The following is a 14,212-nucleotide window of genomic DNA, read 5'->3' as shown; positions in this document are numbered from 1 at the left end:
GCGCCCCCCAAGGTTTGCCTTTTCGGCAAAGGAAGTATCGAAATATTATTCTTGTGGCATTGATAGCCTTTCCCTACATTCGTGTCCAGATCAAAAAAAATACAGCCTGATCTTTTTACCCCCTTTCCGCTTTTGCGATTCGCTGCCCTTTGATTCAACCACTCTCGCCAACGGAGACGACGGCATGGGCATCAAAGGTTTCGCCTGCACTATTGCGCTGATGGGCTTCATCAGCAGTTTTCCGGCTCATGCCGGTAAAGCCAACGACACCCTGGTTTACGCTTCCGACAGTGAGCCTGAAAACATCAGCCCCTATCACAACGATCTACGCGAAGGCGTGATTCTCGGGCGGCTGATCTGGGACAACCTGATCTACCGCGACCCCAAAAGCGGCCAATACCAACCCATGTTGGCCACTGGCTGGAAACAGGTCGACGACACCACCATCGATTTTGAGCTGCGTAAAGGCGTCAAATTTCACAACGGCGACGCCTTCACCGCCGACGACGTGGTGTTCACCCTCAACTACGTGGTGTCGCCCGAAGCGAAAGTCGTGACCGTGCAAAACGTCGACTGGATCAAGAGCGCCGAAAAAACCGGTGACTACAGCGTCCGCCTGTATTTGAAGAAGCCTTTCCCTCCGGCACTGGAATACCTGTCCAACGCCGTTCCGATGTTCCCCAAGCAGTATTTCGAGAAGGTCGGCCTGGCCGAATTCAGTCGCAAGCCAATCGGTACCGGGCCGTACAAAGCCGTGTCGGTGGTGGCTGGCGAAGGCGTGACGATGGAGATCAACAAGGACTACTTCCCGGACAGCCCGCAAGGCAAGCCCCATATCGGCCACCTCAAGTTCCGGGTGATCCCGGATGCGGAAACCCGCCTGGCCGAGTTGATGACCGACGGTGTCGACTGGACGTGGCGCGTGACCCCGGATCAGGCAGTCGACCTCAAAGGTATGCAGAGCCTGACCGTGACCAGCGGCGAAACCATGCGCATCGGTTTCCTGATTCTGGATGCCCGGGGCACCTCCACTGAAAACTCGCCCATGAAAAACCTCAAGGTGCGTCAGGCCATCAACCATGCGATCAACCGCAATGCGCTGGCCACGCAATTGGTCGGTGGCGAAGCCAAGCCCTTGCAGGTGGCCTGTTATCCAGGCCAGTTCGGCTGCGATACCACCGCGGCGACGGTCTACGACTATGACCCGGCCAAGGCCAAGGCGCTGCTTGCCGAAGCCGGTTACCCCAATGGCTTCGAGACCGAAATCTTCGCTTATCGCGACCGTGATTACGTCGAAGCCATCATCGGCAACCTGCGCGCCGTGGGCATCAACGCCAAGCTGCGCTTCTTGAAGTACGCCGCCCTGCGCGATCAGCAGCGTGGCGGCAAGGTGCCCATGTCGTTTCAGGCCTGGGGCTCGTTCTCGATCCTCGACACCTCGGCGTCGGCCGGCACCTGGTTCAAGGGCAATCCGGACGACAACATCAAGGATCCGCAAGTCCAGGGCTGGCTGCAGACCGCCGATAACGCCCTCGACCCGCAAGTGCGCAAGGAGAACTACCGCAAGGCGCTGCAGCGCATCAGCGAACAGGCGTACTGGGCGCCGATGTTCAACTACTCGATGAACTACGCCTACACCGCCGACCTCGCGTTCACGCCGTACCCGGACGAGCTGCCGCGTTTCGTTCAGTCCAGTTGGAAATAATCCGCACCCAGCGGATTGATCGAGAGGTGCCGTGGCTTGCGGACCAACCCGCACCACGGACACCACCTGACATGTCATCCATTGGATACGAGGAAACTTGCCATGCTTGGATTCCTTCTGCGCCGGCTGGGCATTGCTATTTGCGTGGCCATTACCGTGTCGGTGATCAGCTTTTCTCTGTTGCACCTGTCCGGCGACCTGGCCACGGCCATTGGCGGACCGGAAGCCACCAGCGAACAGATCGAACAGATCCGCGTGCAATACGGCCTGGACAAACCGCTACCGACCCAGTACTTCAACTGGCTGGGCGATTTGCTGCGGCTGGACCTGGGCGACTCTTTTTTCTTTCAGGAATCGGTCTACAACCTCGTCGCCAGCCGCTTGCCGATCACCCTCGGGTTAGGGGCCATGGCGCTGGGCATCGCCTTGCTGGTGGCGATTCCACTGGGCGTGCTGGCGGCGGTCAAACGCGACACCTGGATTGACCGGTTGGCCTTGAGCATCGCGGTGCTGGGCCAGGCGATGCCCAGTTTCTGGTTCGCGCTGATGTTGATCGTGGTGTTCGCGGTGACGCTCAAGTGGCTACCGGTGTCCGGCAATTCGACCCTGCTGCACTTCGTCATGCCGGCCATTGCCTTGGGCTACTACGCGACGCCGGCCATCATGCGCCTGACCCGTGCAGGCATGCTTGACGTGCTCAGTTCCGATTACATCCGCACCGCCCGCGCCAAGGGCTTGCGCCCTGCCCGCGTGTTGTTCAAGCACGCACTGCGCAACGCCTTGATTCCGGTCGTCGCGCTGGCGGCGGTGGAGTTCGGTTTCATGCTCGGCGGTTCGGTGGTGATCGAAACCGTGTTTTCTCTGCAAGGCATCGGACAACTCGCCTGGGACGCCATCGCCCGTGACGACTTTCCGGTGGTACAGGCCGTGGTCCTGCTGATTGCGGTGATCTACATCATCCTCACCCTGCTGGCCGATGTGCTCAACGCACTGCTCGACCCGCGCATCCGCGTGCGCTAGGAGGCTTACATGAGCACCCCCACGACCCTCGCGATCAATGACTACCTGCCACCCCCGAGCAGCCTGAGCCGAGTCCTTGGCAAGAGCTTTCGTCATCGTGGTTTCGCCATCGGCGCGGTGTTGTTGCTGATCATCTTCGCCGGTGCACTCTTCGCCCCGTGGCTGGCACCTTACGACCCTTATGCGCAAGACGTGATGCTGCGCATGAAACCGCCGGTGTGGATGGCCAACGGCACCTGGGAATACATCCTCGGCACCGACAAGCTGGGCCGTGATTACCTGTCGCGCTTGCTCTACGGCGCACGTATTTCATTGTTCATCGGCATCGCGGCGGCGCTGATTTCCGGCTTTATCGGCACCGTCATGGGGCTGTTGGCGGGTTACTACGGCGGCAAGGTCGATGCATTTATCAGCTACCTGATCACCACCCGGCTGGCGATGCCGGTGGTGATGGTCGCGCTGGCCTCGGCCTCCTTGATGGGCGGCTCGCTGAAAGTGGTCATCGTGCTGCTCGGCTGCCTGTTATGGGATCGCTTCGCGGTGGTGGTCAGGGCTTCGGTGCAACAGATTCGCGATGCTGAATATGTGGCCTCGGCCCAGGCGCTTGGCTGCTCGACCCTGCGCATTCTGGCCAGTGAAATCCTGCCCAATCTGGTCGGCGCGCTGATCGTCGTTGCGACGCTGGAAATGGCCCACGCGATCCTGCTGGAGTCGGCCCTGTCGTTCCTCGGGGTTGGCGTGCAACCGCCGACGCCGTCCTGGGGCTTGATGATCGCTGAAGGCAAACCCTACATGTTCTTTTCCCCGTGGGTCATCGCCATTCCCGGCGTCGCCCTGATGATTCTGGTGCTGGGCATCAACCTGGTCGGCGACGGCCTGCGCGATCTGATCCTGCCCGACGGTCGCAACTGATAGACGGCCTTACTAATAGAGGGTACCGGACATGGCACTACTCCATGTTGAAAACCTGCGCGTGGACATCCCCATGGGCAACAGCCCGACGCCGGATGACATGCTGCATGCCGTGCGCGGTCTGGATTTTGAAGTCGAGCGCGGTGAAATGCTGTGTATCGTCGGCGAATCCGGCTGCGGTAAATCCCTGACCTCGCTGGCGCTGATGGACCTGTTGCCACGCAAGGCCAGACGCACCGCGTCCCGGCTGACGCTGGACGGCATCGACATGCTCGGCCAGAGCGAGCGGCGCATGTGCGACCTGCGTGGCAACCGTCTGGCGATGATTTTCCAGGAACCGATGACCTCGCTGAACCCGGCCTACAGCATTGGCGATCAGCTCAGCGAAGTACTGACCCAGCATCGCAAGGTGTCACGCAAGGATGCCCTGGCGCGCGCCGCGCAGATGCTGGAGAAAGTCGGCATCAGCAATGCCACCGAACGCTTGCGCCAGTACCCGCATCAACTATCTGGCGGTTTGCGCCAGCGGGTGATCATCGCCATGGCGTTGATGTGCGAGCCGGACCTGATCATCGCCGATGAACCCACCACGGCCCTGGACGTGACCATCCAGGCGCAGATCCTGCGCTTGATCCGCGACATTCAGAAAGAGTTCGGCCTGGCGGTGATTTTCATCACCCACGACCTTGGGCTGGTGGCACGGATCGCCGATCGGGTCGCAGTGATGTATGCCGGGGAAATCGTCGAAACCGCCCCGGCCCTGCAACTGTTCGAGAATCCGCAGCATCCGTACACCCGTGGTCTGCTGGCCAGTATCCCAATCCCTGGCCGGACCAAACCGGGTGAGGCACTGGGTTCGATTCCAGGGCTGGTACCGAGCCTGGTGGGCGAACAGCAAGGTTGTGCGTTCCGCAATCGTTGCGCCCAGGCGATAACGGCCTGCGCGCAAGACATCCCCGAAATCGAACAGGACGGCCACATGGCGCGCTGCCTGTTCGCGGCCCCGGCGCCGATTCGCCTTCAAGAGAGGGCTCGGTCATGAAAAAAGACATTGCCTTGGAGCTGTGCGACATCCGTCGCGAGTTTCGGATCAACAAGGGCTTTTTCAAACCCACCGCCACCCTGAAAGCCGTGGATGGTGTTTCCCTGCGCCTGATGCGTGGCGAGACCCTCGGTCTGGTAGGTGAGTCCGGTTGCGGAAAAAGCACCCTGGCAAAACTATTGCTCGGTCTGTTGGCGCCAACCAGCGGCGATGTGCTGATCAATGGCAAACATCTGGCAGCGACGGATCGCAAGGCAATGTCCCGGCACATCCAGCCGATATTCCAGGACCCGTATTCCTCGCTGAACCCACGCAAGACACTGCGCGAAATCATTACCCTGCCGCTGATCGTGCATGACATCGGCAGCCCGGCCGAACGGCGCAAGAAGACCGAAGCGATGCTTGATGTGGTCGGCCTGCCCAAACGGGTCATCGACAGCTATCCGAGCCAACTGTCCGGCGGCCAGCGGCAACGGGTGGCCATTGCCCGAGCGTTGATCATGCGCCCTGACGTGTTGATCTGCGACGAACCCACCTCGGCACTGGACGTTTCGGTGCAGGCACAGATTCTCAACCTGCTGCAAGACCTCAAGCGCGAATTCGGCCTGACCTATCTGCTGATCAGCCATAACCTGGCGGTCATCGAACACCTCGCCGACCGGGTCGCGGTGATGTACCTGGGGCGCATCGTCGAAGAACGTACGCGCGAATCGTTGTTCGCTAAACCCGGCCATCCTTATACCCGTGCCTTGCTGGATTCGGTGCTCACGCCCGATCCGCGCCTGGGCATTCCCGAAATCGGCCTGCACGGCACCTTTCCCAATCCGATGTCACCGCCCTCCGGTTGCGCCTTCCATCCACGCTGCCCGAGCTGCTTCGCTCCCTGCAAAACGGCCTACCCGGCCAATGATCCGATTATCGGCGGCAACGTGCGTTGCCACCTCCACGACAGTCCCGCCCAAACACTGGAGCTTGTCCACTCATGAGTCGTTCACTGGCCATCAGCAACACCACCGAACAATTCGATAACGGCGCATTTTTCAACCTGCTCGAACGCAGCGTCGCCTTGCACACCGAAAGCCAGGCAACAGACAGCCGGCCCGAGTTGTATCGCTACCTCCATGACTTCATTACCCCGCATGTCGAGGCGATGGGCTTCAGCGTCAAGATCTATGACAACCCAGTGGCAGAGCGCGGCCCCTTCATGATCGCCACGCGCATTGAACATCCGGAACTGCCGACCGTGCTCAGCTATGGTCACGGTGATGTGGTACGCGGCTATGACGCGCAATGGCGTGAAGGCCTGTCGCCGTGGCAAGTCATTGCCGAAGGCGATCGCTGGTACGGCCGCGGCACGGCGGATAACAAAGGCCAGCACCTGATCAACCTGACCGCGCTGGAGCAAACGCTCAAGGCTCGCGACGGCAAGCTGGGTTTCAACGTCAAACTGCTGCTGGAAATGGGCGAAGAAGAAGGCTCGCCGGGCTTGAATGCATTCTGTGCCGCCCATAGTAAAGAGCTCGCCGCGGATGTTTTCATCGCCTCGGACGGCCCGCGCCTGGCGGCCTCACGACCGACGATTTTTCTCGGTTCACGCGGAGTGTTCAACTTCGAGCTGGTGGTCAATCTGCGCGAAGGCGCTCATCACTCCGGCAACTGGGGCGGATTGCTGGCCAACCCAGGCATCATCCTGGCCAATGCCATCGCGAGCATGGTCGATGAACACGGTCGGGTGAAAGTGGCGGGCCTGATGCCTGAATCACTGCCTGAGCCGGTTCGCCAGGCACTGGTCGATATTGACGTCGGTGGCGGACCGGGCGATCCGGACATCGACGCCAACTGGGGTAACCCGGAGCTATCCCTGAGCGAAAAAGTGTTCGGCTGGAACACCCTCGATGTCATCGCCTTCAAGACCGGCAACCCGGACGCCCCCGTGCATGCGATCCCCGGCAAGGCCAATGCCCACTGCCATATCCGTTTCGTGGTGAACAGCGACTACACGACCTTTATCCCGGCGGTGCGTGCCCACCTGGATGCCCATGGTTTCAGCAATGTCGAGGTCAAGCAAAGCCGCATCGACGTGATGCATGCCACTCGGCTGGACCCGCAAAGCCCATGGGTCAATTGGGCGCTCAGCTCCTTGGCACAGACCACCGGCAAAAAACCTGCACTGCTGCCAAACCTCGGTGGCTCGCTGCCCAACGATGTGTTCGCCGACGTGCTCGGCCTGCCAACCTTGTGGGTGCCACACTCGTACCCGGCCTGCTCGCAACATGCGCCGAACGAGCACTTGCTGGCACCGGTGGTCAAGGAAAGCCTGCAAATCATGGCCGGGCTGTTCTGGGACTTGGGCAACGACGCAGCACGCCTGACCCAGGAACATCAGTTGCGGGAGCAGGCGCAATGAGTGCCACTGCACAGCAGGCGCTGGACTGGCTGGCTGACCAGCGCCCAGCCATGGAAGCGCTGCTGCAGCGTATCGTCGACACCGATTCCAACAGCTATGACAAGGCCGGCGTCGACGCGGTGGGGGCGCTGCTCGCGGCTGAACTGGAAGCCGACGGCATCCTGCTCAAGCGCATGCCGGTGGAGGGTTTTGGCGACGTGATGCTCGCCGAAGTGCCAGGCGAACCTGGCAAGCCAGTGCTATTGCTGGGCCATCGCGACACGGTGTTCCCCAAAGGCACCACCACGACGCGTGGCTACAGCCGCGATGGCAACCTCGCCTTTGGCCCCGGCGTCGCCGACATGAAAGGCGGTCTGGTGCTCAATTGCTTCGCGCTCAAGGCTCTCAAGCGTGCCGGAGCGTTGCCCTATCCGGTGCAGGTCCTGTACACCGGTGACGAAGAAATCGGCTCCGGCAGCGCCAGAACCCATATCGAACACGCCGCCCGTGCCGCCCGCGCCGTGCTCAATACCGAACCCGGTCGAGCCAGCGGCAACGTGGTCAGCGCCCGCAAAGGCGGCGCCACGCTGATCATCGAAGTCAGCGGGCGCGCGGCGCATGCCGGGGTCAATCATGCCGACGGCGCCAGCGCCATCGAGGCCCTGGCACGCAAGATCGTCAAGCTCCATGCCTTGACCGATTACTCGGCAGGCATCACCACTAACGTTGGCCTGATATCCGGAGGCACGTCCAGCAACACCGTCGCGCCTAGCGCCTGCGCGCGGCTGGACGTGCGCTTCATCGAACTCAAGCACTGGGATCAAATCCTTACCGCAATCCTGGCCATCGTCGCCGAAGAAGAACTGATCGGCACCCACGCCATCCTCAAGGAAGCGACCACCTTTCTGCCGATGGAGGCCCGTTACAGCGAACGATTGCTGCACATCTACCAACAAAAAGCCCTGGCGCTGGGTTTCAGCGTCGAAGGCGAGTTCACCGGCGGTTGTGCCGACTCCGGATTCACCGCCAGCCTGGGCATCCCAACCCTGTGTGGCCTCGGGCCGGTGGGGGGCAAGGTCCACACCGATCGTGAATACCTGGAGCTGGACACGCTGGTGCCTCGCGCCCAAGCATTGGTGGCGACCATCCTGGCTGTCGGTGAAAGCGGTTGATGGCCCGGTTTCAAGCGTCCCATGGGGCCACTGCGTCAACGTCAATGGCGTAGCGTTCAATAGCCTCGGCACAGACACTGGCGTCCAGACGCCCCTCATGCACCAGCGAGGTCAGCGCACTCAGGACGATCTGGTGGCGGTCCACTTCGAAGAACCTGCGCAGTTGGCTGCGGGTATCGCTGCGGCCAAACCCGTCGGTGCCGAGTACGGTGTAATGGCCATCGAGATAACTGGCGATCAACTGGGGCAAGGCGCGCACGTAATCGGTACAGGCAATGATCGGCGTCGAGTCGTGGAGGCATTCCTGAACATGACTGCATTTGGCAGGTTGTCCGGGGTGCAGGCGATTCCAGCGCTCCACTTCACGCGCATCCCGGGCCAACTCGGTGAAGCTGGTCACGCTCCAGACCTGACTGTCGATACCCCAATCGCTCGCCAGCAACTCGGCGGCGGCAATCACTTCGCGCAGGATGGCGCCGGAACCCAATAACTGAACACGCCCACGCGCATCCTCGACTTCATGCCGGGCAAACAGATACATGCCCTGGATAATGGCCTGTTCGACACCTTCAGGAAGGTTGGGCTGCGGGTAGTTCTCGTTCATCAAGGTGACGTAGTAAAACTCGTCGACCTGGCGCTCCAGCATCTGGCGCATGCCGTGATCCAGGATCACCGCGAATTCACCCGCGAACGCGGGATCATAGGCGCGACAGTTGGGCACCATCGACGCCATCACGTGACTGTTACCGTCCTGGTGCTGCAAGCCTTCGCCCCCCAGGGTTGTCCGCCCCGCGGTAGCGCCCAGCAGAAAACCACGAGCCCGTTGATCCGCCGCCGCCCAGATCAGGTCGCCGATGCGCTGGAAGCCGAACATCGAGTAGTAGATGTAGAACGGCAGCATCGGCAAGCCATGCACCGAATAGCTGGTCGCGGCGGCGACCCAGGAACTGATCGCCCCCGCCTCGCTGATGCCCTCTTCGAGAATCTGGCCGTCCAGGGCTTCCCGATAACTGAGGATCGAACCGATGTCCTCCGGCTCGTAACGCTGCCCCACGCTGGAGTAGATGCCGATCTGCTTGAACAGGCTGGCCATGCCGAAGGTACGCGCTTCATCCGCCACGATCGGCACGATGCGCGGCCCCAGTTGCTTGTCCCGGAGCAAGCCGCTGAGCATCCGCACGAAGGCCATGGTGGTGGACATTTCCTTGCCTTGGGCGGCGATGGCAAACCCGGCGTAGCTGTTTACGTCGGGCACGGCCAATGACGCGCAGGCCGAAGATCGAGCAGGCATGTAGCCGCCCAATGCCCGGCGCCGTGCATGCAGATAACGCATTTCCGCGCTGTCGTCGCTCGGCTTGAAGAAGCTCAGCGAGGTGGCCTGTTCATCGGTCAATGGCAGGTTGAAACGGTTGCGGAACGCGATCAACGCCTCACTGTCGAGTTTCTTCTGCTGGTGCACGGTCATCTTGCCCTGCCCGGCGTCACCCATGCCGAAGCCCTTCTTGGTCTGGGCCAGGATGACCGTCGGTTTCTTGCCCTCGAGCATTGCGCTTTGATACGCGGCAAAGATCTTCACCAGGTCATGACCACCGCGTTTGAGGCGGTCGATCTGCTCGTCGGTCAGGCCTTCGGCCAAATCCGCCAGGGCTTCGTCCTGGCCGAAGAAATGCTCACGGTTGAAGCGCCCATCCTTGGCCGCGAACGTCTGGAACTGGCCATCGACCGTAGCCGACAAGGCCCGGACCAATGCGCCATCCTTATCCCGGGCGAACAACCTGTCCCAGTCGGAACCCCAGACCAGCTTGATCACGTTCCAGCCCGCACCGCCGAACAACGCCTCGAGCTCGTCGATGATGCGACCGTTGCCACGCACCGGGCCGTCCAGGCGCTGGAGGTTGCAGTTGACCACCCAGACCAGGTTATCCAGCCCTTCGCGCGCCGCCAGGGTCAGCGCCGACATGCTTTCCGGCTCATCCATTTCACCGTCCCCAAACACGCCCCAGACAGTTCTCCCCGAGGTCTTTTGCAGGCCGCGGTGCTCCAGGTACCGCATGAAACGCGCCTGGTAGATCGAGCTGATCGGACCGATCCCCATGGAGCCCGTCGGGAACTGCCAGAAGTCCGGCATCAACCAGGGATGCGGATAACTCGACAACCCCCGGGCGTCATTGGCGCGTGCGCCGATCTCTTGTCGATAGTGCTGCAGATCCTTTTCTTCCAGGCGTCCCTCGAGGAACGCCCGGGCATAGACGCCTGGCGCCGAGTGAGGTTGGTAGAACACCAGATCACCGCCGCCGGTTGGGGTGCGCGCCTTGAAGAAGTGATTGAAGCCCACTTCAAACAAATCCGCCGCACTGGCATAACTGGCGATGTGTCCGCCCAATTCGCCATAGGCGTGATTGGCCCGGGCAACCATCGCCAGGGCATTCCAGCGCATGATCGATGCCAGACGCTCCTCCATGGCCAGATCCCCGGGAAACGCCGGTTGCTGCTCAACGCTGATGGTATTGATGTAAGGGGTACCATGGCTGGGTCGCCAGCCGATGTCCGAAGTGCTTGCCACGGCCAGCAGCATGTCGAGGATCTGTTTGGCCCGGCCCGTGCCGCCGTGGGCGGCGACCGACAGCAAGGCCTCACGCCACTCGGCCATTTCTTCATCCTCGACAGCCCGGGCCGGCCACTGGGCATGGGGATTGGACAGGTTCATAGGCAACTCCTGCTGGTGTCGGGTATCGCTTCAAGGTGGCGCGAGTGGCTCACTCGGGCGAGGCGTTTTACCTGTTCTACCGCCGCAATGACGGAGCGTTCGCCCGCCTCGTCCGGTGCGACCGGATAGAGGCATGGCTGATCAATGGAAAGGTCGTGCAAGAAGCGCTCATCCAGTTCACCGAGCACCACAAAACAGTAGTCACTCTTGGCCACTTGCACGCCAACCAGCTTGCCATTCACGGTATTCACCGTATCGACATGGATCAGCGCAACATTGTCAAAACAGCTGAACCCCTGATGGATCAAAGCGATATGGTCGCTATCGAGTCCGCTCACGATGACCACGATACGCGTACAACTGGAAGGCTCGCGCATCCACTTCATTGCATGGATACGACCCTCGGCGGTTCGGCTCATAAGCGTTGCCTTTCTGGTTTCAACTGGCGAATTGACGAGGACTGGGTTAAATGACGCCACGCGCCTGCAGCACGCTTTTGGCCAGGCTCCGGGTCGCCGATAACACTTCTTCCACCTGTCGATCCATCGCCGCAGTGGATGAGGCTATCGTTCCCAGTTCGAGGACGCGCAGCGGATGGCCGCAGACGGATCCCAGCCAGGTCAGGCCAGGCACCGTACCGACTTCCAGTAAAAAGCTGCCGTGTGGGACGCAGCGCAACAGTTGGCGGGCATAACACGCGTCGTCCCCGGTAGACGGCTCCGGACTGGACCCGACCCGCAACCAGTCGACCAACAACGCCTCGGATTGCGTGACGGCCAGATAAGCCACCTGGTCCCAGTCATCTATCGTCACGTGCAGCTTGTCGATCATGTATTTGGGTAACGCGGCGCTGGTCACGATGACCACTCCGGCATCCGCCGAAGGCTCCTTGATCCAGACTGCGGATTGCGATATCCCATGCATGGCGGTACTCCCGGCGGTTGGGTTGCAGCGGCTTGCTCCGAGCGGCGATCCTGACATTCAACATTGATGCCGACTAAGCCACCGCCTCGTGAGCAAGCGCTCGCCTACAGGTCAATGGCGTGAATCAGCCGTTGCGGAACAGGAAGCTGTAGGCATTCAGCGCCGGCGCCCCGCCCAAGTGCGCGTAAAGCACTTTCGAGCCTTCGGGGAACTCGCCACGGCGGACCATTTCAATCATCCCGTGCATGGATTTTCCTTCGTACACCGGATCGGTCAGCACACCTTCCAGGCTGCCGCACAGGCGAATCGCTTCCAGCGTGCCGTCGTTAGGCAAACCGTATTCCGGATAGGCAAACCGCGTATCGAGCACCACGTCCTCTTCGGTAATTTCGCGGCCCAACTCCACCAGTTCCGCGGTATGCCGGGCGATACGCAGAATCTGGGCCTTGGTTTTCTCTGGCTTGGCCGAAGCGTCGATGCCGATCACCTTCTTCGAACGGCCGTCCGCGGCGAAACCGACGACCATGCCGGCCTGGGTACTGCCGGTCACGGAACAGACCACGATGTAGTCGAACTTGAACCCCAGTTGTTTTTCCTGCTCGCGCACTTCCTCGGCAAAGCCGACGAACCCGAGGCCGCCATAGGGATGCTCGGAACAACCCGCCGGGATCGGGAACGGCTTGCCACCCTGCTCCACGACATCGCTCATGGCCTTTTCCCAACTTGGCCGGATACCAATATCGAAACCTGCCGCGTCCAGTCGAACGTCAGCCCCCATGATGCGCGACATCTCGATGTTGCCCACCCGGTCATACACCGCGTCGGAATAGTTCACCCAGTTTTCCTGCACCAGCACGCACTTCATGCCCAAGTGGGCAGCGACGGCAGCGACCTGGCGGGTCTGGTTCGACTGGATGCCGCCGATGGAGACCAGCGTATCGCAGCCTTGCTCGATCGCTTCGGGAATCAGGTACTCGAGCTTGCGGGTCTTGTTCCCTCCGAAAGCCAGGCCACTGTTGCAATCTTCACGCTTGGCATACAGCTCGACCTTGCCACCCAGGTGTTCACTGAGACGCTTCAAGGGCGTGATGGGAGAAGGACCGAAGGTCAACGGATAACGTTTAAAACGATTCAGGTTCATGACTCTGCTCCTCGATTATTGAATATCCAAGCGCCAGGCCGAGAAGCAAAGGGCTGCATTCCAGGCTCTTCCACGGGGGCTTCGATGAGTTCAATACTAAGAAGAAATCGAAAAATATGTATTGCAAATTATTAGCAATTAAAGAAACATAATTTTCAGCAAAAACCATCAAACATACTTTTACTGCGTAGAAATACATATGAGCGCAATAAACACTCGCAAGAAGCCGACCGAAACAGCCTCGACGCCGCAGCCGCTGGATCGAACCGACCGCGCCATTCTCAAGGCCCTGCAGCGAGATGCCTCCATCTCCAATGTGGCGCTGGCAGAGAAGGTCAAACTGAGCGCGCCAGCCTGCCTGCGACGCGTCGAACGGCTCAAGCAGGCCGGCCTGATCAAGCACATCGTCGCACTGCTGGACAATGAAGCGCTGGATGCGGGGATGGTGGTCTTGATCGGCGTGGTGCTGGACCGTTCCACACCGGAGTCCTTCGCCGCATTCGAGGCGGCCGCGCAAAAAGTGTCCGGCTGCATGGAATGCCATGTGGTGACCGGGGAGTTCGACTACTTCATGTTGATACGAACCAAGGACAGCAACAGCTTCAACCGGCTCCACGCGGAGCAACTGCTTTACCTGCCCGGGGTTCGCCAGATTCGCTCGTTCATGGGGTTGCGCCAGGTCTTGTCGACCACCCACATTCCCCTTTGAGGCGCCAGTCAGGCTGGGCAGCTCTTCATTGCTTACTCAGCGAAGCATCAAGAGGAATATCGAGGGTAAAGGTTGCGCCCTGTCCAACCCCGTCGCTGTGCACGGTCAAGCTGCCACCCATTTCCTGCGCGGCCAGCGCGCAGCTGTGCAGGCCAAAACCGTGACCGTCTTTGCGCGTCGTGAAGCCATGGGTAAAAATACGCTTCAGGTGCTCAGGCGCAATCCCATTGCCGTTGTCGGCCACCGTGATACGCAATACTGCCCCGTCAACGAGGGACACGCTGAACGTGACGCATGGGCTGCGATCGATCACGCCGTCCAACGCCTGCTTGGCATTGCCGATCAGGTTCACCAGAATCAGCAGCACCCGGTGCCGATCCAGCGCCAGCAGGGGCAAGTCGGCAATGTTCTTGACCATCGTCACCTCCTGGCGCGCCAGTAATCCAGCACTCATGCGCAAGGCATCGTCGATTAACTCTGCGACCGGCACTGTC

12 protein-coding genes and 1 pseudogene are annotated in these 14,212 nt (G+C 60.7%); 8 read left to right on the top strand and 5 right to left on the bottom strand.

The genetic code is table 11. The features are described 5' to 3' along the window. Positions 1-184: 184 nt before the first annotated feature. The 7 genes from BLT00_RS01925 (at position 185) to BLT00_RS01895 (ending at position 8,237) form a co-directional block, all read left to right on the top strand. Positions 185-1,705 (top strand): ABC transporter substrate-binding protein, encoded by a 1,521-nt coding sequence (locus BLT00_RS01925; protein WP_092142400.1) that lies wholly within the window; start codon positions 185-187, stop codon positions 1,703-1,705. A gap of 102 nt (positions 1,706-1,807) precedes the next feature. Next, the gene (locus tag BLT00_RS01920; protein WP_092142403.1) at positions 1,808-2,725 is read left to right on the top strand and encodes an ABC transporter permease; all 918 of its coding nucleotides are present in this window, start codon (positions 1,808-1,810) and stop codon (positions 2,723-2,725) included. Between the two features lie 9 nt (positions 2,726-2,734). Continuing rightward, positions 2,735-3,637: an ABC transporter permease gene (locus BLT00_RS01915; protein ID WP_092142406.1), complete on the top strand. Its 903-nt coding sequence runs from the start codon at positions 2,735-2,737 to the stop codon at positions 3,635-3,637. 31 nt (positions 3,638-3,668) lie between these two features. Further along, positions 3,669-4,679, top strand: coding sequence for an ABC transporter ATP-binding protein (locus BLT00_RS01910; protein WP_092142409.1), 1,011 nt, complete (start codon positions 3,669-3,671; stop codon positions 4,677-4,679). Next, positions 4,676-5,665: an ABC transporter ATP-binding protein gene (locus BLT00_RS01905; RefSeq protein WP_092142413.1), complete on the top strand. Its 990-nt coding sequence runs from the start codon at positions 4,676-4,678 to the stop codon at positions 5,663-5,665. Before BLT00_RS01910 ends, BLT00_RS01905 begins: the two co-directional genes overlap by 4 nt. Further along, a complete protein-coding gene (locus BLT00_RS01900; RefSeq protein WP_092142416.1) occupies positions 5,662-7,086 on the top strand; it encodes a M20 family metallopeptidase in 1,425 nt (474 codons plus the stop codon). Before BLT00_RS01905 ends, BLT00_RS01900 begins: the two co-directional genes overlap by 4 nt. Then, the gene (locus BLT00_RS01895; protein WP_092142419.1) at positions 7,083-8,237 is read left to right on the top strand and encodes a M20 family metallopeptidase; all 1,155 of its coding nucleotides are present in this window, start codon (positions 7,083-7,085) and stop codon (positions 8,235-8,237) included. The genes BLT00_RS01900 and BLT00_RS01895 overlap by 4 nt, the downstream gene beginning before the upstream one ends. A 10-nt stretch (positions 8,238-8,247) precedes the next feature. Here the strand turns inward: BLT00_RS01895 and mdeB are convergent, their stop codons facing one another. From mdeB to BLT00_RS01875, 4 genes are all read right to left on the bottom strand, one after another. Beyond that, a complete protein-coding gene (gene mdeB / locus BLT00_RS01890; protein ID WP_092142422.1) occupies positions 8,248-10,944 on the bottom strand; it encodes an alpha-ketoglutarate dehydrogenase in 2,697 nt (898 codons plus the stop codon). Continuing rightward, positions 10,941-11,363, bottom strand: coding sequence for a hypothetical protein (locus BLT00_RS01885; protein ID WP_092142425.1), 423 nt, complete (start codon positions 11,361-11,363; stop codon positions 10,941-10,943). Before BLT00_RS01885 ends, mdeB begins: the two co-directional genes overlap by 4 nt. Positions 11,364-11,409: 46 nt before the next feature. After that, complete coding sequence (locus BLT00_RS01880) at positions 11,410-11,868, bottom strand: transketolase (RefSeq protein ID WP_092142428.1); 459 nt, start codon at positions 11,866-11,868, stop codon at positions 11,410-11,412. Between the two features lie 124 nt (positions 11,869-11,992). Continuing rightward, the gene (locus BLT00_RS01875; RefSeq protein ID WP_072405082.1) at positions 11,993-13,009 is read right to left on the bottom strand and encodes a 1-aminocyclopropane-1-carboxylate deaminase; all 1,017 of its coding nucleotides are present in this window, start codon (positions 13,007-13,009) and stop codon (positions 11,993-11,995) included. 199 nt (positions 13,010-13,208) lie between these two features. On the opposite strand from BLT00_RS01875, the gene BLT00_RS01870 reads away from it, so the two are divergent. Next, positions 13,209-13,718 carry an Lrp/AsnC family transcriptional regulator gene (locus tag BLT00_RS01870; protein ID WP_063321819.1) on the top strand — a complete coding sequence of 170 codons (510 nt, stop codon included), beginning with the start codon at positions 13,209-13,211 and terminating at the stop codon, positions 13,716-13,718. 25 nt (positions 13,719-13,743) lie between these two features. Here the strand turns inward: BLT00_RS01870 and BLT00_RS32400 are convergent. Beyond that, positions 13,744-14,085 (bottom strand): annotated as a pseudogene (locus tag BLT00_RS32400) (ATP-binding protein); the annotation flags it as partial. Between the last annotated feature and the right edge of the window lie 127 nt (positions 14,086-14,212).

The sequence above is a fragment of the Pseudomonas sp. NFACC51 genome (assembly GCF_900103575.1).
Taxonomy (GTDB): domain Bacteria; phylum Pseudomonadota; class Gammaproteobacteria; order Pseudomonadales; family Pseudomonadaceae; genus Aquipseudomonas; species Aquipseudomonas fluorescens_Q.
This window is presented reverse-complemented; position numbering and strand designations above follow the sequence as displayed.